At 36.2% G+C, this 23476-nt stretch carries 20 protein-coding genes; 7 read left to right on the forward strand and 13 right to left on the reverse strand.

Annotated elements, in window-relative coordinates:
- Window positions 1-150 precede the first annotated feature (150 nt).
- The gene (locus tag FHL05_RS10560) at window positions 151-618 is read right to left on the reverse strand and encodes a hypothetical protein (RefSeq protein ID WP_153386186.1); all 468 of its coding nucleotides are present in this window, start codon (window positions 616-618) and stop codon (window positions 151-153) included.
- Between the two features lie 280 nt (window positions 619-898).
- Here FHL05_RS10560 and FHL05_RS10565 point away from each other — a divergent pair, with 280 nt between their 5' ends.
- Both FHL05_RS10565 and FHL05_RS10570 read left to right on the forward strand, forming a co-directional pair.
- The gene (locus tag FHL05_RS10565; protein ID WP_420360967.1) at window positions 899-2302 is read left to right on the forward strand and encodes an Nramp family divalent metal transporter; all 1404 of its coding nucleotides are present in this window, start codon (window positions 899-901) and stop codon (window positions 2300-2302) included.
- Between the two features lie 160 nt (window positions 2303-2462).
- On the forward strand, window positions 2463-3236 hold the full coding sequence (locus tag FHL05_RS10570) for a TerC family protein (protein ID WP_153386182.1): 774 nt from the start codon (window positions 2463-2465) through the stop codon (window positions 3234-3236).
- A gap of 14 nt (window positions 3237-3250) precedes the next feature.
- On the opposite strand, the gene FHL05_RS10575 is transcribed toward FHL05_RS10570, so the two are convergent.
- The 4 genes from FHL05_RS10575 to FHL05_RS10590 form a co-directional block, all read right to left on the reverse strand.
- On the reverse strand, window positions 3251-4654 hold the full coding sequence (locus FHL05_RS10575; protein ID WP_162000285.1) for an amino acid permease: 1404 nt from the start codon (window positions 4652-4654) through the stop codon (window positions 3251-3253).
- A 120-nt stretch (window positions 4655-4774) separates the two neighbouring features.
- On the reverse strand, window positions 4775-6178 hold the full coding sequence (locus FHL05_RS10580; protein ID WP_153386178.1) for an APC family permease: 1404 nt from the start codon (window positions 6176-6178) through the stop codon (window positions 4775-4777).
- Between the two features lie 138 nt (window positions 6179-6316).
- Window positions 6317-7159, reverse strand: a complete 843-nt coding sequence (locus FHL05_RS10585; RefSeq protein WP_238334012.1) for a helix-turn-helix transcriptional regulator — start codon at window positions 7157-7159, stop codon at window positions 6317-6319.
- Window positions 7160-7186: 27 nt separating this feature from the next.
- Window positions 7187-7546, reverse strand: a complete 360-nt coding sequence (locus FHL05_RS10590) for a DUF488 domain-containing protein (RefSeq protein ID WP_153386176.1) — start codon at window positions 7544-7546, stop codon at window positions 7187-7189.
- A 167-nt stretch (window positions 7547-7713) separates the two neighbouring features.
- Between FHL05_RS10590 and FHL05_RS10595 the strand changes: the two genes are divergently transcribed.
- Window positions 7714-8151: an Hsp20/alpha crystallin family protein gene (locus FHL05_RS10595; RefSeq protein WP_153386174.1), complete on the forward strand. Its 438-nt coding sequence runs from the start codon at window positions 7714-7716 to the stop codon at window positions 8149-8151.
- Between the two features lie 631 nt (window positions 8152-8782).
- Here FHL05_RS10595 and FHL05_RS10600 read toward each other — a convergent pair.
- The 4 genes from FHL05_RS10600 to FHL05_RS10615 all read right to left on the reverse strand — a co-directional run bounded on the left by FHL05_RS10600 (window position 8783) and on the right by FHL05_RS10615 (window position 12801).
- Window positions 8783-10264 (reverse strand): hypothetical protein, encoded by a 1482-nt coding sequence (locus FHL05_RS10600; RefSeq protein ID WP_153386173.1) that lies wholly within the window; start codon window positions 10262-10264, stop codon window positions 8783-8785.
- 22 nt (window positions 10265-10286) lie between these two features.
- Window positions 10287-11252 carry a LacI family DNA-binding transcriptional regulator gene (locus FHL05_RS10605; protein ID WP_153386171.1) on the reverse strand — a complete coding sequence of 322 codons (966 nt, stop codon included), beginning with the start codon at window positions 11250-11252 and terminating at the stop codon, window positions 10287-10289.
- Window positions 11253-11477: 225 nt separating this feature from the next.
- Complete coding sequence (gene ubiE, locus FHL05_RS10610; RefSeq protein WP_162000286.1) at window positions 11478-12182, reverse strand: bifunctional demethylmenaquinone methyltransferase/2-methoxy-6-polyprenyl-1,4-benzoquinol methylase UbiE; 705 nt, start codon at window positions 12180-12182, stop codon at window positions 11478-11480.
- Between the two features lie 10 nt (window positions 12183-12192).
- The gene (locus tag FHL05_RS10615; RefSeq protein WP_153386169.1) at window positions 12193-12801 is read right to left on the reverse strand and encodes a histidine phosphatase family protein; all 609 of its coding nucleotides are present in this window, start codon (window positions 12799-12801) and stop codon (window positions 12193-12195) included.
- Window positions 12802-13013: 212 nt separating this feature from the next.
- Here FHL05_RS10615 and FHL05_RS10620 point away from each other — a divergent pair, with 212 nt between their 5' ends.
- Window positions 13014-14339 (forward strand): uracil-xanthine permease family protein, encoded by a 1326-nt coding sequence (locus tag FHL05_RS10620; RefSeq protein WP_238334011.1) that lies wholly within the window; start codon window positions 13014-13016, stop codon window positions 14337-14339.
- Between the two features lie 211 nt (window positions 14340-14550).
- On the opposite strand, the gene FHL05_RS10625 is transcribed toward FHL05_RS10620, so the two are convergent.
- The gene (locus FHL05_RS10625) at window positions 14551-16437 is read right to left on the reverse strand and encodes a fructose-bisphosphatase class III (RefSeq protein WP_238334010.1); all 1887 of its coding nucleotides are present in this window, start codon (window positions 16435-16437) and stop codon (window positions 14551-14553) included.
- A 138-nt stretch (window positions 16438-16575) separates the two neighbouring features.
- On the opposite strand from FHL05_RS10625, the gene FHL05_RS10630 reads away from it, so the two are divergent.
- Entirely contained in the window at window positions 16576-17460 is an 885-nt protein-coding gene (locus FHL05_RS10630; protein ID WP_153386165.1) for an aldo/keto reductase, read from the forward strand.
- Between the two features lie 68 nt (window positions 17461-17528).
- On the opposite strand, the gene FHL05_RS10635 is transcribed toward FHL05_RS10630, so the two are convergent.
- From FHL05_RS10635 to FHL05_RS10645, 3 genes are all read right to left on the reverse strand, one after another.
- Window positions 17529-18320, reverse strand: coding sequence for an FAD:protein FMN transferase (locus FHL05_RS10635; RefSeq protein WP_162000287.1), 792 nt, complete (start codon window positions 18318-18320; stop codon window positions 17529-17531).
- 131 nt (window positions 18321-18451) lie between these two features.
- On the reverse strand, window positions 18452-19228 hold the full coding sequence (locus tag FHL05_RS10640; RefSeq protein ID WP_153522629.1) for an FAD:protein FMN transferase: 777 nt from the start codon (window positions 19226-19228) through the stop codon (window positions 18452-18454).
- A 110-nt stretch (window positions 19229-19338) separates the two neighbouring features.
- On the reverse strand, window positions 19339-20634 hold the full coding sequence (locus FHL05_RS10645; RefSeq protein ID WP_153386159.1) for a nucleobase:cation symporter-2 family protein: 1296 nt from the start codon (window positions 20632-20634) through the stop codon (window positions 19339-19341).
- Window positions 20635-20759: 125 nt separating this feature from the next.
- Here FHL05_RS10645 and FHL05_RS10650 point away from each other — a divergent pair, with 125 nt between their 5' ends.
- Window positions 20760-22196, forward strand: coding sequence for a C69 family dipeptidase (locus FHL05_RS10650; protein WP_153522631.1), 1437 nt, complete (start codon window positions 20760-20762; stop codon window positions 22194-22196).
- A gap of 205 nt (window positions 22197-22401) precedes the next feature.
- Window positions 22402-23319 (forward strand): DMT family transporter, encoded by a 918-nt coding sequence (locus FHL05_RS10655; RefSeq protein ID WP_153386157.1) that lies wholly within the window; start codon window positions 22402-22404, stop codon window positions 23317-23319.
- The last annotated feature ends 157 nt before the right edge of the window (window positions 23320-23476 follow it).

The following is a 23476-nucleotide window of genomic DNA, read 5'->3' on the forward strand; positions in this document are numbered from 1 at the left end:
TTAAGCGTATCAATCTTCAAATTTTTTGGCTCCGAGCAAGCTCGTCAGCCAAATAAAAAACAGCTAGACCAATTATGATCTAACTGCTTATGTAAACTGCCATCAACTTAATTTGACGAACAGCCGCTTTTTTGATATCAAAATTTATATTTAAATTTGTCCAACTTCAACGGAAGCTTCATTAGATAATTTCTTTTGAAGATACTTTTGCATTTCCTTATAAGAAATATTGAAGTTCATTTCAACTTGTTGTGGTCTCTTCGTATTAAAAATCACGGCAACTTTTGGCCTGCGTCCTTGAATCTCAATGGGAATCAAAGTTACATGAACCACTTGGGCATAATCGAGGACACCTGAATAAAAGCCGTTTAAGACGATTTTCTTTTCGCCAACGCCGCCGACTCCATTCATGATATTAAGCAACATAAACAACGCTACCATAACGATATATGATAATTGTCCAGTTGGTGCCACTAACAACCAAGCGCCAATAAAGGCTGCAAAGATCAGTGACGAAATTTTATAAATCGATCTTATTTCAATTTGTGACTGCCAATAAACATTGAAGACAGCCCCGATTAGAAAGATGATATCAACAATTAATAGTATTACACTCATTTAACTCTATCCCTTTTCTAGTCATTATAATTAAGTAGCTTGATTTTTTCAAAATTAATTCTTACCTATATTGTATCGTACTCACGTATGAAAAACAGGAAGCTGGTCCGAAAGTATTGCCAATTATTATATCAATTTTGACGTTTTGGAGAATTCACGCTTCCTAAATCTATTAGAATATTGATATGCGCTTACATTAGCCTGATTGATTGGTTTATAGAAGACAATTGTTAGGGAGACTTAATTATTTAGTTTATTTCCTTTAAAGTAAGGCTCTAACATGATATTATATGTTGAGTTAAAAAAGGGGGATATAAACTTGAGTGATAAAAAGGAAAAACACGAAGGTCTAATCCATTATGCTAATGGCCCTTCATTGGAAGAAATTAATGACACCGTAGAAGTTCCGACTGATGCTGGTTTCTTTAAAACATTATTAGCTTATAGTGGTCCAGGCGCTTTAGTTGCCGTGGGTTACATGGATCCAGGTAACTGGGTAACATCGATTGCTGGTGGTGCCCAATTTAAGTACAAACTATTATCCGTTATCTTAATTTCTAGTTTAATTGCGATGCTCTTACAATACATGGCAGCTAAACTAGGCATTGTGACAGGACGAGACTTAGCCCAGCTTACTAGAGATAGAACTAGTAAAGTCGGAGGTTTCATTCTTTGGATAATCACCGAATTAGCCATTATGGCAACTGATATTGCTGAAATTATTGGTTCCGCCATTGCTTTAAAATTACTATTTAACATCCCAGTCCTCTGGGGTGTCATCATCACCGCATTTGACGTATTGCTACTATTAGTCCTAATGAAATTAGGCTTTAGAAAAATCGAAGCAATCGTTGCTGCACTTATTATGGTTATCTTAGCTGTTTTCTTATATGAAGTTATTTTAGCCAAGCCAAACATGGGACAAATGGTCGTTGGTTTCGTACCAGATCCAGAAATCCTTCAAAACCAAAGCATGCTTTATATTTCATTAGGTATCGTTGGTGCAACGGTTATGCCTCACAATTTATACTTGCATTCTTCAATTTCACAAGCTAGAAAATATGATCGTAATGATCCAAAGAGCGTTCACCAAGCCGTTAGATTTTCTACTTGGGATTCAAATATTCAATTAACTTTAGCTTTTATCGTTAATACTTTGCTTCTCTTACTTGGTGCTGCACTATTCTTTGGTACTAAGAGTGATTTAGGTCGTTTCGTTGACCTCTTCAATGCTTTACAAGATCCTAAAGTCGCTGGTTCTGTTGCCAGTCCTGCGTTGAGTATTCTGTTTGCCGTTGCCCTACTAGCTTCTGGTCAAAACTCAACTATCACAGGTACGCTATCAGGACAAATCGTTATGGAAGGTTTCATCCACATGAAGATGAAGCTTTGGGCAAGACGTGTAATTACTCGTTTGATTTCCATCATCCCTGTTATTACCTTTGCCATCGTCTTCCACGGTAATGAAGCTAAAATCGAATCGCTACTAACATTCTCACAAGTATTCTTGAGTGTCGCCTTGCCATTCTCGATTTTCCCATTGATTAAGTTCTCAAGTAACAAAGAACTGATGGGTGAATTTGCCAATGGTAAAGTTACCGAATACGTAGGTTACTTTATTGCGATAGTTTTGACCATTTTAAATATTTGGTTGATTTACACAACTATTGTTCCAGGTGCTTAAATATTTATCATTTTACAGTCTATAATCAAATTACGATTATCAGGCTGTATTTTTTTGAAAAAGAAAGCTTTTCGTTAAGTTTTTCAAGACTAATTGTAAATAGATAACACTATCTGTTATTATTTATTCAACAAAACAAATAGAAAGTAAGGAATATTGATTGAATGCACTTGTAAATATGTACGGCCCGTTCTTTGACCTTAATAACTGGGCAACCGTGATTGAATCGGGGGAAGATTGGCTAGTTATTTTATCATTGGTGGTCATGGAATGTATTTTATCTGTAGATAATGCGGTTGTTTTAGCCGCTCAGACACAATCATTGCCAAATAAAGTGGAACAGGAGAAGTCCTTATTTTATGGCCTCTTCGGTGCCTATATCTTCAGATTCTTGGTTATCGGAATTGGGGTCTACCTGATTGATTTCTGGTTGATCAAAGTCTTCGGTGCTTTGTATCTCTTCTATCTTTTCATCAAACACTTCTTCTTAGATCGCAACAAGAAAGTTGAAGTCCCTAAGGAAAGAAAGAAGCCTGGCAATGCGCTAGAAAGACATTTGCACATTTCTAATTTCTGGCAAGTAGTTATTTCCATTGAATTGATGGATATTGTTTTCTCAATTGATTCAGTTCTAGCTTCATTGGCTGTTTCCAGTAACCCTGTCATCGTCTTGATCGGTGGTATGATTGGTATCTTAGCCATGAGAGGTATCGCTGAACTTATCATGGGCTTGATGAACAAGATTCCTGAATTAAACGGAATGGCTTACTTCTTGATTCTATTCATCTCAATTAAATTGTTCTTATCGATTCCGGCAATTGATATTGAAATCCCTAATCTCGTCTTCGTTGGCGTATTAGTGGCAGCAATTATCGTTACCTTGATAATTCACCAAATTAATAATAATAAAGCTCCTAAAAGCAAAAAAAAGTAATCTCTTAATTGGGATTACTTTTTTTGTTGCAGTTTCGAATGTTTCAAACCATATGTAAAGTAGACGATTACTCCGATAATTAGCCAAATAACGACGGTGATTTTTGATGATTTAGGCAACATCAACAAGAAATACAAACTCGCTAAACCAGCAAAAATTGGTAAAACTGGATAAAGTGGCATTTTGAAACCGTCATTTGGAATATCTTTTCTTCTTCTTAAAGGAATGATTCCAAAGGATATAAAGATAAAAGCCAAAAGCGTTCCGGCATTGATTAGTTCAGTCAATTGCGTTAATGGAACAAGCCCAGCAAAGAACGCTTGAACGACTGTAGCTACAATAATGGCGTTACGAGGGACGGAGTATTTCATATCGACCTCACCCATTTTTTGAGGTAACAAACCATCGCGGCCTAAAGCGTAAACTAGTCTGGAACCACCGAAGAATAACGTTAATAAAGCGGTAAAAATTCCGACTAAAGCGCCGATAGTAATCAACTTATTCCACATATTAAGGTGAATAGTTTTTAAAGCAAAGGCCGCTGGATCATCGACGTTTAGCTGTTTGTAATTGACTACTCCAGTTAAGACTAACGAAAATGCTACGTATAAAATAATCGCTATAACGACGGTCCCGATAATTCCTTTAGCAACATCTTTTTTTGGATTGATAGTTTCCGCTGAATTGGAAGCTAAGGCATCGAATCCGATAAAAGCAAAGAAAACTGTTGCTGCTGACGTCGAGAGTCCGCCTAAGCCAAAGGGTGAAGAATGAAATTCTTGGGGGTAAAAGGGAACATAGTTGCTCGACTTGATATAAAAGGCCCCAACAACGATAAATAAAACGATGATTGTAACTTTTACAACGACTGCAACATTTTCAACCTTCTTAGATAAGCTCGTTCCATGGGCGATGACAAAGGCAATAATCAAGACTATCAAGGTTGCCGATAAGTTGATGCCGCCACCTTCCATCGGCCCCGCTAAGAGAAATTTGGGCAGATGAATCCCAATCGCTCCTAGAATATTATTGTTGAAATATGAAGCAAAACCTACTGCTTGAGCTGATACGGACAAAAAATATTCCAAAATCAAAGCCCAGCCTAAAATCCAACCGACTGATTCGCCATAAATAACTGATCCAAACGAGTAAGCTGAACCGGCAACGGGCATGGCAGATGAAAATTCCGCATAAGCCATCCCCACAACTCCAGCTACAATTCCTGAAATCAAAAAGGCAATGGAAACTGCTGGTCCGGCGTGCTGAGCTGCTTCATGTCCTGGTAGGATAAAAATACCAGTTCCGATAATGGCACCGATTCCTAATGCCAATAAATCCCGAGCTGTCAGACTTTTGGTCAATCTGGCATCTGTTTTTAAATAGTTATCTACAGATTGCTTCTTAAAAATATCTCGCACGACAAGGCTTCCTCTCAAAATGGACTTACATTAAGTGAAAATTTAACTACTATTTTTCTAATAAAAAAAGAGATTTTCTAATAATAAAAAAATAGAGCTGGCAATCAATGATTGCTAACTCTATTTCCTATTCTGTAATTTTGAATGTTTTAGCCCATAAGTTAGATAAACGATGATTCCGATAACTAACCAAACTCCAACCGTAATCTTAGAGATGCTTGGCAGCATTAGTAAGAAATAAAGACTGGCTAAACCAGCAAAAATTGGTAGGACTGGATAAAATGGCATTTTGAAACCGTCGTTTGGAATGTCTTTACGTTTACGTAAGGGAATAATCCCAAATGAGATAAAAATAAATGCTAAAAGCGTTCCGGCATTGATCAATTCAGTCAATTGCGTCAATGGCACTAACCCAGCAAAAATTGCTTGAACGATTGTTGCGACAATAATAGCATTTTTAGGGACCGAAAACTTTTCATCGACTTCACCCATTTTTTCGGGCAACAATCCATCTCTCCCTAAGGCATAAACTAGCCGTGAGCCACCAAAGAACATGGTCAACAACGAGGTAAAAATACCCACTAATGCTCCAAGCGTAATCAGTTTATTCCAAGTATTCAGATGAACGACTTTCAACGCATAGGCAGCCGGATCGTCAACATTGAGTTGCTTATAATTAACGATTCCTGTCAAAACAAATGAGAAGCCTACGTACAAGATGACAGCGACGACGACGGTTCCTAAGACTCCTTTAACGACGTCTTTTTTTGGATTAACGGTCTCAGCTGAATTAGCTGCTAAGGCATCAAAACCGACGAAGGCAAAGAAGACGGTCGCTGTAGCTGTGGACAAGCCACCTAATCCAAAGGGCTTAGTTTGAAACTCTTTAGGATAAAATGGTACATAATTGCTGCTCTTGATATAAAAAGCACCGACAACGATGAACAAAATAATTATCGCTACCTTAACTAAAACAGCCACATTCTCAACTTTTTTGGAGAGACTGGCTCCATGAGAAATAATCACGGCAATCACTAACACAATTAAGGTGGCCGAAAGATTGATTCCACCACCTTCTAAGGGCCCGGCTGACAAGAATTTTGGCATTGTGACGCCAAAGGCCCCTAAAATATTGTTGTTAAAATATGAAGCAAATCCAACGGCCTCGGCAGAAACTGTCAAAAAATACTCCAGAATCAAGGCCCAACCAAGGACCCAGCCGACAACTTCGCCGTAGATAACTGCCCCAAAAGAATACGCTGAACCAGCGACTGGCATAGCTGAGGAAAACTCTGCATAGGCCATTCCTACTAGTCCCGAAACTAACGCCGCAATCAAAAAGGCAATGGCAACTGCTGGTCCGGCATGACGAGCTGCTTCATGTCCCGGTAAAATAAAAATACCAGTCCCAATTACAGCCCCAATCCCAAGTGCCAACAAATCACGTGCTCCTAAAGTTCGGGTTAGTCTTGAGTCAGCTTTTAGATAAGTATCGACTGACTCCTTTTTAAAGACATTTTTCATTAAAATCTCTCCTTAAAAATGCACAAAAAAGTTCTAAAGTACACTAAGTTTAAAGTTTACTACAATATTTTGCACAAAAAAAGTAATCTTCTAATATTGCTATCAAAGATTACTAGTTATAAATACCTATATAATTATTTATTTATTGCTTCCTGTTCGATACTTAGTGGGTGCGTACCCAGTGTATTTCTTAAACGTCTGACTGAAGTAGCTTAATCTCGTGAATCCTAATGCTTCAGAAATCTTTTGAACGCTTTTATCAGATTCCTTTAAAAGGAGCATCGCCTTTTGAATTTTACGTGCGTTGAGATAAACTGAAAAACTCAAACCAGTTTCTTTTTTGAATAATTTACTAAAATAATAGTCAGACAAATAAACCTTTCCTGAAACTTGGTCGAGCGTTAAATGTTTATTTAAATTATTATCAATATATGAAATCGCCGAAATAATTGAACTATTGGCAGTCGACATCCCTTTGATTTTTTGAAGTGCACAACCTTCACTTTCACTTAACTCGCTAATCGTTTCATTGACATTATAATGTCTAATAAGAAAATCATCGATTCCACGATCTTTAATTATTAATTTTGAAGCGCTTTCAATCAACTGACGCAAAAAAGCAGCATGTTTTTGTAAATGCTGCATCAAGCAAAGGTGTTCTGGACCCGTTTTAAATTTCACATCATGGGCTACGCAGACTTTCCCTACTCGTTGATTTATCGAAGCTATTCTTAAAGGCTCATCAGAATATTCGATATTATATTTAAATTTATTAATACTTAATTGAGATAAGTCAAATTGATCATTTATTTTTAGCAAGGTCTTTTTTTCTAATAAGTCGCCAAAAATATCCGTCTGCAAATGATCATCATTGCTCAAAACAAAAACGGCAATCTCATTTGTTTTAGCATAAGACTGCAATAGACGGATTAAAGTTTTATCATCACTAGATATTAGAGAACGTAGATCGAATTCTTCCATAACCATTAGCCAACCAATCTAAAATATTTAAATTTTTGAATTTAGATATTCCATCAGGACAACTGCATCATTGTGTTCCTCATCTTTGGCACTATATAAAATCAAAACATCTTGCTTTTTTAAAGCAGCAGTTATATCGTTTAAAAATTCTTCCGTATAAGGATTATCCTTAATTTCGGTCAAGTACTTTTCTTTAAACTCCGCATATTTATTTGGGTCATGACTAAACCACTTACGTAGTTCAGACGTTGGAGCAATTTGTTTTGCCCAAAGATCCAAATTGGCTCTTACTTTAGACATGCCTCGTGGCCAAAGACGATCTACTAAAACACGGTAGCCTGCTGGTAATTCTTTGTCATAGATACGCTTCAAAATCAATTTTGTCATTTCAAAACCTTCTTTATTCAATTTTAATTGTATCACACCAAATACCGTTATTTTTTACTTATTTTTTGAGGAATTTAGCACTCGACAATTAAGAGTGCTAAATTCTTGAACTTTCCATCTGAGGGGTCTTATAATCTATTTGTAATGAGGGAAAGGAAGTAAATAATATGGCAAATGATATTATGGATCGTAACAATTTGATGAGAAACTGGTTCAATAATGATTCTTGGATGAATGGTGTTCCATCCATATTTGACAACAATTTCCCAGAAGATTCAAATCTAAAGACTGATATTAAAGAAACAGATAAAGATTATGAAGTTCACGTCGATATGCCGGCTTTTGATAAGAAGAATATCGACATCAATTATGAAAACGATGTGCTCACTGTTAGTGGTCACCGTGATAGTTTCAATAATCATAACGACAAGAATGGCGATATGATTATGAGCGAACGTTCAAGTGGCCGTTTCATGAGACAATATCACCTCCCTGCAGTTGATCAAGAAAATATTCAAGCTTCATATGATAAGGGTGTCTTACAAATCACACTTCCAAAATTGGAAGATAAAAAAGATTCTGGACACCACGTTGATATCGATTAATTAATATCACGATAGATCCTATCAATTAAATATAGACTTACAAATATTCTAGAAAGCAGTATAAACATACTCAACTTTCCAAAGCTCCAATAGCCATGACGATTATTTTTAATTGTCATGGCTATTTATTTCTCTTAATTTTGGAAAGGCTTTTATTATTTCACAAAATCTTCACATTTTATAAATATATAATTCATAAAGATTAAGTAACATAGTATTTGTAGATGAGAGATATAAATAATCCCTTTTCTCATCCCCCCTATAACATATATATATTTAATCCCCTAATTAAAAAACACCTTTCCCCGAGGTGTTTTTTTTTATGTGAATTTGAGCATCTGTCGGTAGTAGTTGAATTAAAAATAAGCTATACTAATAGTTGCAGAGTGGAATATCTCTACTCTGATGGGATGTGGCATTTTGCCACAAAAGGACAAAGAATTTATAAAATTTAAAGACTTATCAAACTGGGCTATCCAGGTTTCGTATAGTTAATAATTAAAAATAAAAATTTCATGATAAGCCGGAAATATAAACTGTTAAGAGTGCAAGCTCTTTTCGTATCCCCCCTATAACAATATTTAATCCCCTAAAAAAGGACATCCTTCCCCAAGGATGTCCTTTTTGCTTGCTAAATTCTTTGTAAAACTTCTTGAACCGAGCTTTTTTTCAGATATTTAATCAATTCTAAAATAAAATTTAACGAATAGAAACTATCGATTTGATAGCCAAACTTCTCAATTTCCCACCAATCATCAGCGGCTTGGATTTCAGATTGATCTTTCACAAACTGATAAGCTGTCAATTCATCAGTAATCAATTTAGATTTTGCCTTTGGATAATTTAGACAAACTCCTAATTTCGTAATGGAATAAGATTGAGCATTACCAATCAACTCAGGAATTACTTTCACGTCTGTTTCAATATTTTCTAGCATTGTATCTAAGATAAATGGTGGCATCCTTCTAGCACTTTGGCGACCAACAGGAATCAAAACATTGTCCCAGTCGTCATCACCTAAAAATTGTTCAAAGAAAACTTGAGTAACTGCATTTACCAGCGAGGAATTTCCCGTTATTTTTTGATGACCTCTTTTTTGGAGTTTTCGATCAAGCATATTTAAATATTTTGAAGTTGGTTCATCGCTTGATCGTATTTTTTCAACACTATTACTTTCATTAATAAGTTCATTGTTAATCTTTTGAATGGCATGTGGCGTATATTCTTGTGTCCAAGCAGCTACACTGGCATATAACTCATCAAGCTCTTCTTCAGTATTTTTGGAAAAAATCTCATAAAAACTCTCAAGATAACCATCCAAAACGCCTAAGGCAATCTCACGATATAAATCTTTTATTTCATCATCGTCAGCATCGATACCATCTACCTGTTTGACTCGATTCAGAGTTTGACTTTTATTCAAATTGGAAATTTTAACATTCAAACGCCAACGAATTTTAAATAAATCAAAATTCATAATGCCTTTTTTAAAATCTGCCTTCTCAAAAGCTTCAGGAATATTTTGACTAGATGGAACAATAATTTTTCTATCTGCTAAATCTTCCACCACCTGCATGGGAAAATTTCCATAAGTTAACCTAAATGGTCCAAAGTCATCGAAATTATTAATTGAGAATTCTTCTAAAAGTGCCGCTAATTCAATTTTTCCTTTTAAATTAATTTTCTCATATATTACGGGTCTGATTTCTTGATACATTTTTTCTAAATCATTTTGAAAATCAATTCGTTTAGCCTGACAATTAGGGCATTCACAAATCGTATTATAATTATATTCTGCAAAAATTTGATGACCACAACTAGGACAAATCTTTGTCCCATTTTGAAGACTGCTGCTTCTCGACGGCAAACGTTGCAACATTTTGGCTTTATCATACGGACATGAAACATCTGTCTTAAAATAAGGCAGCGCCAGTGATAAATCACGAGCTCGCATATTTAATTGATGATAATTAATCACTGAAGAAACAGTCTGTTCCTTATCATAGTAATCACTTAACAATTCAATCAATTTATCATGTGGATAATTTTGGAGGGGACTATCATTTAAATAAATGAATTTACCATCGTCGATAATTCGTTTCAAATCACGCATAAATTTTTCTCTCAATCTTTTATTATTGTTGTTGGCTTTGCTTTTCTAAAATACCGCGTTCAATAAAATCAGACGTTATCATTTTTTTAACGATTCCTTTTTCAAAGACAGACCAAAAGGCATATTCACCTATTTCTGTTAGATGGTGGTCCACTGTTGAAAAATCCATGAGTTTGCTATAATCAAGATTTTCTTGACCTACTACTGGCAATTCAATATTCATTCTTTGAAATTGTCGAATCAAGCCTGCAGCGACTTGGTCACTATTCGCAAAGACAATTTCTAAATTGGGGTCTGCTTTTATCAACTGCTTAGCAGCATCGGCTCCCTTTTCAAAATCTAGTACCCCTTTAAAAAAATGATCTTTATCGACCTCTTTTTTAAAGACCTTGCAATAAGCTGATTTTGTCAGCCTAGTCGTTGGACTAGATTCTTCATTTCTACTAGCCGTAACGCCGATATGCCGATAACCTAAATCCTTGATGATTTGAAAAGCATTAATATAGGAGGATTCACGATTAGTGAAGGCGCATGAAATGGGATAATCAAAAGTATCTTCGCAACAAGTAATGTTGCCATATTGGCGGTATTCCAAAATTTTCTCAAATGAAATGGAACGAGAAGTAAAAATCAAACCATCAAAAGCCCGATGCTTCAACATTTCTAAATAATTAATCTCATTTTTCTTATTATAATCTGACGGTAATAAAGTTACTTGGTAATTCTCCTTAAAAGCAACTTTAGTAATCGCGGAAACCAACTTTTGGAAATAAGGGATGCTTATATATGGTAAAACTACTCCAACTGTATGAGTTTTGCCAGTACTTAGTGCTCTAGCCACATCATTTGGATGATAGTCGACTTGTTCCATGGCTTTTAAAATTTCTTGTTTCGTTGTCTTTGAAACATATCCACGGTGATTGATCACGCGTGACACTGTTGAAACTGAATGACCAGAAAGTTTTGCAACATCTCGAATATTTGACATTTAACCACCCCTATTTGACAATTGTTAGCTTGCTACAAATAATATTATCAATAAATATTAATCTTCACACTTTCTTCATATTTTCAAAATAATTGGTTCACACTTCTTAAGTATAGTATTAGTTGTAGATGAGAGATAGAAATTCTCATCTCATCCCCCCTATAACATATATATTTAATCCCCTAAAAGTAAAAGAACACCTTCCCCGGGTGTTCTTTTTTTATGCTATTTTTCTGCTGAATGGATGGCTGCGGCTTTAAACATCAAGTCATCAACTTGAATATTTTTAAAGCCAACTTCTTGCATCATTTCAGCTAATTGTTTGATACTGACGAATTTATTAACTGAATCATCCAAATATTGATATTCCGGCTTACTTTTAGCAAAGACTTTACCCATTAATGGCATTATTTGATTAAAGTAAACTTGCCAACCTAATTTAACGACTGGCGTTTCAACTTTGAAAGCCTCTAGGCAGATCAATTGCCCACCTGGTCTTAAAACTCGATAAATCTCACTCAATACTTGTTTGGCATCAGGCACGTTGCGTAAGCCAAATCCTATCGTTATAACGCTGAATTGATTGTCAGGAAAAGGTAGATTCATTGCATCGCCACTTTGTAAAATAACATTGGTGACTTGATTTTTACCAACCTTTTGTTGCGCAATTTTCAACATTTCAGAGCTGAAATCAAGTCCGATAACTTTTGCATGGAGATACCTTTTAGCTAACATAATCGTCCAGTCAGCCGTTCCACAACAAAGATCTAAAATTTCGTTTGGACCATTAACAATCCTTTGCGTAGCCTTTTGACGCCATTTTTGATGAGTGCCAAGACTCATGATCGAATTCAATTTATCATATTGATTCGCAATTTTATTAAAAGTTTTTTGAACATCTTTTTCTGGAACTTTATTAGTTAGACTCACATGTCCACCTCTAATCGATGTTGTTCACACGTCCATAGTAGTTGATATATTTAGTGCCGCTCTTTGAAATGGTGTATTTTGAAACTCCACCGTTATCAGGTTGAATGATACGTGAAATATCATCTGCACCAGTGACAACTTTTAAGAATGAACGACTAACGAATCCGTGACACACGACCATAATCTTCTCGTCGCCCTTTTTTCCCATATCGTCCATAAAATCTTCAACACGTTTGTAGACGTCAGCATATTCTTCGCCATTTTTAGCGTACTTCGTATAGCTTGGCAATAAATAGTTATTCTCATCGAAGGCATCAGGATACTTATCAACCAAGTCTTCTTCTCTAATGCCATCCCATGAACCGTAATCAGCTTCATAAAGTCGTTTATCTTGTTGGACTTCATGTACGCCTTGATTCAAAATTTCAGCAGTTTGCATTGCTCGTTTCAATGGACTTGAATAAACCTCATCAAATTTATTAATATCAAGATGCTTTTTTAATTCTTCAATTTGCTTGATACCATTGGCATTCAATGGCATATCTGTCGACATTCCGTTGATACGATTTTCATAATTAGTATCAGTTTCTCCATGTCTGACAATATATAGTTCGACCATAAAATTTCTCCTCTGTGTTAGCGCTTTAAAATTACAACTCTAAGTATTTCATTGTTGACTTTAGTTTGCAACTCAATTATAGTTAAAGAAATCAAATAGTCCTTTAAATCTTGGTCCCGTGAGGCTAATAAGGAAACACGTTCAGTCTTTTATTTCGCATACACGGGATAGAGGGCTATTTTTTTGCAATAAAACGTGGGGAGATGTTCATTTTGGACACAAATAATAAGCAGTATCGCAATCCAGATGCAGTCTTAGATGTCTATGAAAAACCACCACTTAGCAGTTGGGCCTTCTTATCATTACAGCACTTATTCTCAATGTTTGGTGCCACAGTCCTCGTTCCGCTATTGGTTGGACTAGATCCAAGTATTGCACTTTTTAGTTCCGGTGTTGGAACTATCATTCATATTTTAATTACTCATCGTAAGATTCCAGCTTACATGAGTTCTAGTTTTTCATTCATTGTGCCGATGGTCTCTTTGATGAAAACAGTCGGTTATCCAGGTGTTGCTCAAGGTACTATTGCCGTTGGGTGCGTCTACTTAATCGTTTCACTTATCGTTGGTTTTATCGGTTCTGATTGGATCGACAAAGCTTTGCCACCCATCGTCGTAGGACCAATCGTTATCGTGATTGGGATGTCAGTTGCTGGTTCAGCTGCTGATAACGCCATGATGAATGGGTCGCATTATGACATCAAATACTTTGGTGTCGCCATGTTCACCCTCTTTTTAACAGTTCTTCTCAACATGTATCTAAGAGGATTCTGGAGTAATATTGCTATTTTACTAGGTATCATTGGCGGATACGTTTTAGCATTAGCCTTAGGTATCGTCGACTTCTCCAAAGTAGTCTCCACGCCTTGGTTCAAACTACCAGCTTTTGATACGATGTTTATCAATTACATGCCCAAGAAAATTTATTGGGGCGCCATCCTGAGCTTTGCGCCGATAGCCTTTGTCACAATGGCAGAGCACTTAGGCCACATCATGGTGCTTGATGAATTGACCAACCGTGATTTCTTTAAAGATCCCGGCCTCCATAAAACTTTAGCCGGTGATGGTACAGCCTCAATCGTAGCTGCCTTCTTAGGTGGTCCTCCTGTCACATCATACGGAGAAAATATCGGCGTTATGGCCGTCAATAAAATCTTCAGTGTTTACGTAGTCTTAGGAGCAGCCGTCTTCGCCGCTTTGTTTGGATTCGTCGGCAAATTAAGTGCCCTAATCCAAACCGTCCCCGGACCAGTAATCGGCGGAATCAGTTTTGTCTTATTCGGAGTAATCTCATCCAGTGGTTTGAGAATCCTAGTAGACAACAAAGTCGACTTCAACGAAAAACGCAACCTAATGATAGCCTCAGTTATCTTAGTAATAGGAATCGGAAACGCCTATCTACAAATAGGAAGCTTCCAATTCACAGGAGTCGGAGTTGCCACTGTAGTTGGAATTATTTTGAACCTAATTCTACCTAAACATGCTTTATCAGAGAATTGGGACGAAGATAAAGACGAATGGAAAAACAAGAGAGCGTAAGTGGGGCGGTCAGCTCCCGGAGCCTAAGACAATTTCACAGCTTGGCTGCGTAGCAGACGAGATGGGAAATAGCCTTAGGTGCAGGGAGTTGCCCCACTGGAGCTCGTTTCCACTATAAAACATAGAAGCGTTCAGTTCACCGAAACAAAAAAGGAGGAACAATCCTCTAATCAATAGAGACCATTCCTCCCATAAATTAATCATAAATAATTCAATCATCCAACCGAGCAGATAGAAATTCTATCTGCTTTTTTATATCCTCGCCATATTCAGTATCGCCAATAGTCTTCCTTTCAGAAGAATACTCAACAACATCCCTGTCCTCAGTAATATCAGCCATATACTTAATAACTTCCTCACGAGAAGTAAATGGCTTAAGCGTCTCCAACAACATCCCATAAGAATCAATCAACAAAGCATAATTCTTCACATCAGCACCAACTTTTGACTCCGACATTCCGTTGACCATGATAAATTTTTGATTGGCCCGAACTGGCGGCACCTCTTTTGCAGGCGTATGTCCATTAATAATATGACCACGCCGACCTAAGCCGAACTCCTTTAATACTTTGTCTACGAACCATTCTTCATGACTTAATTTGAAAAATGGATTGTGATGTTCTTGCTGTAATTTGTCATCACTAATAAAGTAACGTTCAAAAGTTCTCATCTTGTCTTTAGCGAATAATGGAGAATTAGCGCCCTCCCAAAGATACCAGATCACGTCCGAATTCCAGCAATCGCCTGTTGTTGGATGTCTCAGTCCATCTTTCAAAATGAATTCAAAGTAATCACTCAATTCTTTACCAGAATATCTTTGGCCATCCAAAGTCATCTCTACAAAATTACCCTGATTATCAACTGGTATGCAGCCATGAAATAAAAGATTGTCGTTATGCTTGGCATACATCGAACCATTATTGGCCATAAAACGCATATCTTGATTTAATTTCTTTGATTGCGTGAACTGATTGATCAAATCTATCAAAACAACTCGTTCACTATTAGTGATTTGATAAGGCTTAGCTGGATTAACGGTTTGGAAACAACCATTTTCAATTGAATAACTCTTCCCATCTATCGTAACCTTCTTACGATCTGAACTCAGTTTATCTAAAAACAACCGATCATCCATTTTAAATTCTGGACGACGCTTGATGGCTTGACCTTCTAGCTTAAATTGCATGATAGCTGCCGCCTGCTGAACACAGTTATCAATATTTCTTTCATCGTCTGATTCACCATCAACGACCACTTTGGGTTCAAAGTTTGGCAGTGAAATATAACGATTGAGCGCATATCTAATCAATGAAGTTAAATCAATGCCATAAACGTTTTCTAGCAATCCCAAGTTATGGTAGCGCGCACTGATGCGAATCAAATTAAGCATGCATAATTTCGAACCGGCGACGCTTCCCATCCACAAGACATCATGATTGCCCCACTCGAAGTCAAAGTTTTGCCAACTATTACCTAACTGCTTAATTATCAAATCTGGATGAGGTCCAAAATCATAGACGTCCCCTAGAATATGAATCCGTTCAATAGCTAATTTTTGGATGGCGTGACAGATGACTAAGATAAAATCGTTAGAAACATTTAACTTAATCAAGCCCTTAACGATTTCTTGATAATACTGACGTTTATCCTCAGCATTCAAGTCATTAAAAATTAATTCTTTAACTAAATCCTTAAATTTTTTATCTAACGCTTCATTAATAATGTGCTCGGGATGTTTGTTAGAAACATACCTTAAGATTTGAATCAATTCGTTGATGGTACCAAAGTACCATTGTTCTTTATCATTATCTTCATTAAACTCAGCAATCACTTTTTTGAGAATTTCTTCAGGATAATAAATCAAAGAAACTAATTTTTTCTGATTAATTGTGGTCAATTGGCCATTAAAAAGTTCACTTACTTTACGACTAATATTTCCAGCACCACTACGAATGATATTTGAATACTTTTCATCATGTCCATGAATGTCACTAACATGGGCTTCGGTCCCCTTAGGCAATTTTAAAATTGCTGATAAATTTATTATTTCAGATTTAATTTCATCGTCATTTGTGAATTCTTTATCCATTTCCATCATTGTGTGATACACCTTCCCCCAAATACGTTAAAGTCCTTAACTGACAGCGTATACAAATAAACAATACCAAATACCAAGTTTATTTCCAAGTATCCCAATAATATTTGCGTTAAAATTATAATTATGGAGGGTTAGAATATGAATTTAAAATTGGATTCTACAGTAACTTTGAATAATGGCGTTGACATGCCTCAATTAGGAATGGGTGTTTGGAAAGTTAACAATTCCGGTGCATCCCAAGCTGTTCAATGGGCATTGAAACACGGATATAAAGCTATTGATACTGCTAAACAATACGGTAATGAAACTGGTGTCGGTGAAGGATTACAAAAAGGTTTTGCAGATAATGGTCTCAAACGTGAAGATATCTTTCTAACAACAAAAATCTTTAATGGCGACCAAGGCTATCAATCAGTTCTCGACAACTTCGAAGGCCAACTAAAGAGATTGCAAACAGACTATGTAGATCTACTCTTGATTCACTGGCCAGTTGATGGCACATACATGGACACATGGCGCGCTCTTGAAAAGATTTATAAAGAAGGAAAAGCACGTGCAATTGGTGTTTCTAACTTCAATATTGAAAGATTAAAGGATATCCTCAAGCACGGTTCAGTTAAACCAGCTGTTAACCAAATGGAATTCCATCCACTTTGCCAAGAAGTTGATATCAAGAACTTCTGTGATGAAAATGATATCTATCTTGAAGCATGGTCTCCACTTGGTGGCGGTTCTGTTCTTGGCGACAGTCGTTTGAAGAAGATTGCTGACAAATATAACAAGTCAGTCGCTCAAGTTATCCTACGTTGGGATCTTCAAAATGGTATCATCACAATTCCTAAGTCAGTTCACGAAGAAAGAATCGTTCAAAATTCCGATGTCTACGACTTTGAATTAAGTGACGCCGACATGAAAGAAATCAACGGTTTTGATACAGATAAGAGAAGCCTTTGGTATGGTGACTTCTTCTGGAGCGGTAATCCTGATGGTTACAAAGATGAAGTTGAAGACTGGGACGATTAATTTTACATATAAATAATTTTTTAGAACGTTAAAAGGCAGAACAATCAAAATTGATTGCTCTGCCTTTTTTATTTCGCCATTGATTCTGCTTGAACTATTGAACCATCATTGAAATTCAAAGTTTCATTTTCCTTATTAATCAATAATCCGGATAAATTATAGTGTTCGACAAAGGATATGAAATCCGAAGCCTCGCTAAAAGTGGCAACTAGAGCCCAAACTCCAGCTTCAACGGTATTATTTCCTACGATGATAGCTTGCTTGATATCACTTTTTTGCTTGTGTAGATTGCTATCAAAATCATTTTTTTGCTGCGATATAACGCCGTTTTGTAGATAATAGGTTGAAATAACCTCGCCACTATCTAAATCATGGACATCAATTGACCAATTGAAGTCACTTTCTTGTTTAGTAGCGACCTTAACTTGTTCGTCATTACTTAACCAGACGCCAAAAATTTCTGGATTCTTTAGCAACGGTACCAACTCATCTTTGAAAACTTTGCCTAAAGCCCAAGTCTCGACAATTTTTCCAGGTTCATACTTACCTGCAAAGTATGGTGAAAAAAGTCCATTGGTCATTTGCTCAGCCAATGTAGCGGTGTTATAAACCATCTGAAAATCCTTTGATGACTGTAATAGTCGACGGTCGCCACGTTGAAACCTAGAAACTAACGAATCATACGAGAATTGGGAAAATTCATGATCGATATCCTGCAGCTTTTGATTCACCCTCTGCGTTGCTACCTTTAACTGTTCAGTAACAATAATGTCTGGATTAGTTGTAGCGATTTTTAATTCAAATTTCATATTCATTTGTTTAATTACTTTTTTAAGAAAAACATATTTTTTAATTTGCATAATGTACCTCATTGAATTCATATCAAATAATCATTTTTGATTATATAAATAACTATAATGGTGATATTTGAAGTATTTATGACCAAATTTAGAAAAAATGATGCACAAAAAAATGAGATTATGAACTAATCTCATTTCTTCATTGCTATTTTATCCGAAAATCCATCTCGGAAATTTATTAAACCACTGTCTTTATCAACAATCATGCCCGTCAAACTGTATTTAGCAATAAAGCTAGGGAACTTATTCGTTCCGGCTGAAATGCCAGCTGACGACCAAATATTGGCATCTAGAGCATTGTTGCTAACAATCGTAACTTGCTCAATCTTACTTTTTTCATTTCGCAAACTCTTCATCTCGTTAGAAGTTGAAACAGCCCCATTTTGTAAAAAATATGTAGCCAAGAGATTATTCAGGTTTCTTGGATCCTTGATTGCTACTCGCCAGCGAAAATCAATATTAGGGCGACTAGCTAGACGAACTTCCTCGCCACATCTAAGTGACACGCCATCAATACCATCAACGCTTAATAATGGTAAAAGATATTGATTGAACAGTTTGTCGATTGTCCAACCATTCAATAAGCCAATCGGATCATATTTCCCATTATAATAGGAACTAAAATAATGCTGGGTCATTTGTTCAGCCATAATCGTTTGTTCATAGACCTCTTTGAAGGGGTCCGAAACAATCAATGCTGTTTCATCGCCATTTTGGAATTTATATAGAAATGAATTTTTATTTTCAATTGAAAATACCTCATCGTATTCTTCAAGTTTCTTTGTGATTTGAGCGGTCGTTTCATCAATCAACTTTTGATCAATCGATGACTTTGGAGTAGCTAGCTTTACCTCTAGTGGCAAGTTAAACTTATTGATTACTGTGGTGATATATTTATATTCAATCATTTCATTCACTCCTTCGTCGAAAAAAAATACGTACGCTTATCTTATTTATTGATAAGTATACGTACCAAATGTGATGAAAATATGACCAAACTTTGTGAATGAATTGAAGCTTATTTAGCGGTCTTTTTAGAAGAATTTAACAATAAATTAAGAATAATTGCTGAAAAACTACCCACTACTAAACCATTATTTAAAATTGTTTGAACTGTTGAAGGCAAGAAATGCAACAGAGTTGGCTCAACAGTAACACCAAGGCCCAAACTGATTGAAACAGCCATAATCATAATATTATTATTACTCATTTCAACTTTTGACAACATTTTAATACCTTCGATACCGACAGTACCAAACATAATCAACATGGCTCCGCCTAAAACAGCTGATGGAATCAATTCAGCGACGGCACCAACCTTAGGAATCAATCCCAAAATAATCAATAAGAAAGCTGAGAAATAGACTGGCTTATTCTTTTTGATACCAGACAATTGGACAACCGCAACATTTTGAGAAAAGGTTGAATATGGGAAAGTATTAAAGATACCACCCAAGATAGCAGCTAGACCTTCTGAGGCATAGCCACGTTGCAAGTCATTTTCTGACAAGTCACGCTTAGTCAATTCAGCTAAGGCGTAATAAACACCAGTAGACTCAATCATACAAGTCAATGATGCCAGTAGCATAATCAAGATTGAAGACCATTCAAATTTAGGAGTTGCAAAATAAAATGGTTGTGGAATCTGGAACCAGTGAGCTTGTCCTACACTTTCAAAGCCAATTTGTCCCATGCCGATACCCAATAAGTATCCGGCAACAATCCCGATTAGAACCGCAATTTGTTTAATAAAGCCGCGACCAAAAATACTGACCAAGACAATTATTAACGCAGTTGAAAATCCTAAAATCAAATTAGAATAACTACCAAAACTTTTGGCAGCAGCATCCCCACCACCAATATTAGTAAAAGCAGTCGGAATTAAAGTAAAACCAATCAAAGTAATTAATGAACCAGTAACGACTGGAGGAAAAAATCTTTTTAATTTAGCAAATACTTTTGAAATCAACATGATGAAGATACCCGCAATGATGATGGCACCATACATATAAGCTATCCCAAAGTGATGACCAATATTTTGTAACGGCGTTACGTACTCGACAGCTGAGCCAAGTACAACTGGTAAGCCGATTCCAGTTAATGGTGTGCGTTTTATTTGAAGCAACGTTGCCACACCACACATAAATATGTCAACTGAGATTAGGTAAGTCATTTCCTTGGCATTAAACCCTAGAGAAGCACCAATCAAAATTGGAATTAAAATATCCCCTGAGTACATGGCCAATAAATGTTGAAAACCTAATAGCAAATTCTTTAAAAAAGAATCGCTTTGATTTTTTGTATCAAGATCCATTATTGTCCTCCCATATTTAGAAAATTATAGCATTATTTATAAAAGATATTAAAGAACAAGTTTGGATAACTAAGCAGATTAGATATGATAGAATGGAATCAATATAGATAGGAGGAGTTCTTAAAATGAATAAGAATCATTTGGATGACGCTTGTACAACTATTTTAGTTGGTAAAAACGCCAGTTTAGATGGATCAACAATGATTGCTAGAAACGACGATACATTTTTTGCCGTTGCTCCACATAGCTTCGTTTTGAATCCAGCCGTTACCGGTAAAAAAGGCCGTAAAGTTAAGTCATGGCTTAACGGTTTTGAATCAGAAGTTCCAGAAAATGGCTACAAATGGCCTGCAGTTCCTAACGTGGACTACAAGAAATTTGGTTACTATGATGAAAGTGGTATTAATGGTAAGAACGTTGCCATGTCTGCCACAGAAAGTACTTACGGTAACGAACGTGCTTTAGCCTTTGATCCATTAATTAAAGATGGTATGGACGAAGACGTTATCGTACGTATGGTTCTTCCTTATGTCGACTCAGCTAAGGGTGCTGTTAAACGCACTGGCGACCTTATCAAAAAATTTGGCTCACCTGCTGGAAACTCATTACTATTCAGTGATAAAGACGACGTTTGGTACATGGAAATCGTTACTGGACACCACTGGGTAGCTCAAAGAATTCCTGATGACAGTTACGCTGTTTGTGCTAACCGTGTCTCAATTCAACAAGTTGATTTCAACGATAAATCACAATTCATGTGGTCTGATGGTATTCAAGAATTTGTTGAGAAGAACCACTTGAACACTGATAAAACTGGTTTTAACTTCAGACACATTTTTGGTACAGATAACTTGAAAGACCGTCACTATAACACTCCACGTGTTTGGTTCGGTCAAAAGTATTTCAATCCCGAAATCAAACAAGACCCAGAAGACGGTGAACTACCATTCATCATGAAGACTGAACACAAGATTTCAGTTGATGACATCGAATATGTTTTGGGTTCACACTATAATGAAACTCCATTTGATCCATACAGTCCTTACGCTTCAGATGATGACAAGCACCGTTACCGTCCAATCGGTTTGAACAGAACTCAAAACTCGCACGTTCTTCAAATCAGAAACGATGTTCCCGAAGAATACGCTGCTATCATGTGGTTATGTATCGGTTTCCCAACATTTACACCTTACATTCCATTCTATACAAATATGAATGAAACAGATCCTTCATATAATGATGCTTCTCTCAAATTTGATTTCAAAGATGCTTACTGGATGTACAATGCCCTTTCAGTTCTAGTTGAATCAAATTACAGTGAATTCATTCAAGATGATATCGACTATTTAACAGATATTCGTCAAGAATTACGTGCTTTCGTTGCTGAAACAGATAAGTTAGCTGCTGACTATTCAGGTGATGAATTAGTTGAATTCTTAACTGATCGTAACCAAAAGATCGTTAAGAAAATGCGTGATAAGACAACTGATTTCTTTGGTGAACTTTATACTAAGGGTATCAATTTATCAAAACTTACATTTAATATGGATGAAAACTTATAATATTGCATTAAAGCCGAATGAAAATTCGGCTTTTTTTATTTATAAAAAATTAAATATGGTATATACCATCGGGTAAAAACCCTTTGTTCACAATACTTTTGTGCCATACCTTTTTATGCCAAACGTCATGATATAAAAAAATAATAGTCAAAAGCGAATGTTCACAGGTATAATAAGCCTATTAGTTTTTTTAGGAGGATTTTTCATGGACGAGAGTAAAAAACTAACCAAGCAAACTCTTAGCAAAGGGTTCTGGTTAGCATTTTGTGCGTCTGCTCTTTGGGGTATTTCAGGTACTGTTTTACAAATTGTCGCTAAGAACCTGAACATCCCTGCGATGTGGTTTATTGCCACTCGGACGACAGTTGCTGGTATCATTTTGTTGGTCGTCGGTTTGATTGTTTTACCTAGCAAAGATTTCTTTGCTGTTTTCAAAAATTGGAAAGATTTATTAACGTTAGTCGCATTTGCTATTTTTGGTTTACTAGCTAACATGTTTACTTTCTTCCATGCCATTAAAACAGGTAACTCTTCTACCGCTACTATTTTGCAGTATTTATCACCGCTATTTATCATGGTCGGTGCAATTCTTTTTACAAAGAAGAAGACTTCACGAGTTGATGTCATTTCATTTATTTTAGCTTTAGTCGGAGTGGTTTTGATGATTACCCGTGGCGACATCGGTCACTTATCTATCCCACTCGTTTCAGTTCTTTGGGGTGTTGGTAGTGGTATCACAGCTGCCTTGTACGTCGTAATCCCACAATCATTGATTGCTAAATATCATGGTATCTTAATTACCGGTTGGGGAATGCTGATTGCTGGTATTATTTCTAATTTCTTTAGTCCCATTTGGGTCAATCCACCAAAAATGGATACAACTAGTGTCTTAGGAATTGGAACTGTAATTCTTTTGGGTACTGTTTCGGCCTTCTTATTGATGGTTCTAAGTACTAAATATACTACTGCCGCAATCATCAGTATCACTGATGCGGTCCAACCATTTACAACTTTAGTTTTGAGCATTATTTTCTTGCACTACGTAGTAAATTTTGCTGAAATCATTGGTGCTATAATCGTTGTTCTAGCAATTTATGTCTTAAATCGCTATGATACAGAATAATATATTTTAAAAAAGGGCTGCCAAGTCGAATAAATGGCTCTTTGTCAAATCGTATTGATGAATGATTTTTGAGCTTATTAAGTACCCTCATTGAGGGTACTTTTTTTATGCGCAAATCAATCTTATTCTCTTAATAAAATGGTCAAGATTTCTAAAT

The sequence above is a fragment of the Companilactobacillus halodurans genome (genome assembly GCF_009600995.1).
GTDB classification, from domain to species: domain Bacteria; phylum Bacillota; class Bacilli; order Lactobacillales; family Lactobacillaceae; genus Companilactobacillus; species Companilactobacillus halodurans.